The organism is Rhizobium ecuadorense (assembly GCF_001187535.1).
Lineage (GTDB): Bacteria > Pseudomonadota > Alphaproteobacteria > Rhizobiales > Rhizobiaceae > Rhizobium > Rhizobium ecuadorense.
Genome location: NZ_LFIO01000094.1, coordinates 1 through 288, shown reverse-complemented (window position 1 = coordinate 288; position 288 = coordinate 1). Strand labels below are relative to the sequence as shown.

The 288-nt window shown below is 61.5% G+C and carries 1 protein-coding gene; it reads left to right on the top strand.

Going from position 1 to position 288, the window contains the following annotated elements:
- Positions 1 to 82: 82 nt before the first annotated feature.
- A partial coding sequence (locus AF337_RS44090) for a hypothetical protein (protein ID WP_210168032.1) occupies positions 83 to 288 on the top strand: 206 nt, incomplete at its 3' end.

Below are 288 nucleotides of genomic sequence, written 5' to 3'. Positions count from 1 at the left end.
CAGCCAGTCGGCGCGATCGCCAGGGAGGGTGCATTCAACCGACATGGTCTGCCTCCCGGTCCTCGAAGACGGATTCGATCATTTGAAGTCGGTTGCAGAAGATGGCGTCGTCGACCAGGTCGCGCTCGCGCCCGGTGAGCGCGTTGCCGGCCATCCACCTGCGAATGCAGTCAGCGATTGGCTGTTCCTCGACGCTCGTGTGACGGCACTGGTCCAACATCTGCTCTTCCGTGTGATGGCCCCGGGTTCTATTCAAGCCCGAATTATGGGCTGGCAGTTCAACGGGTG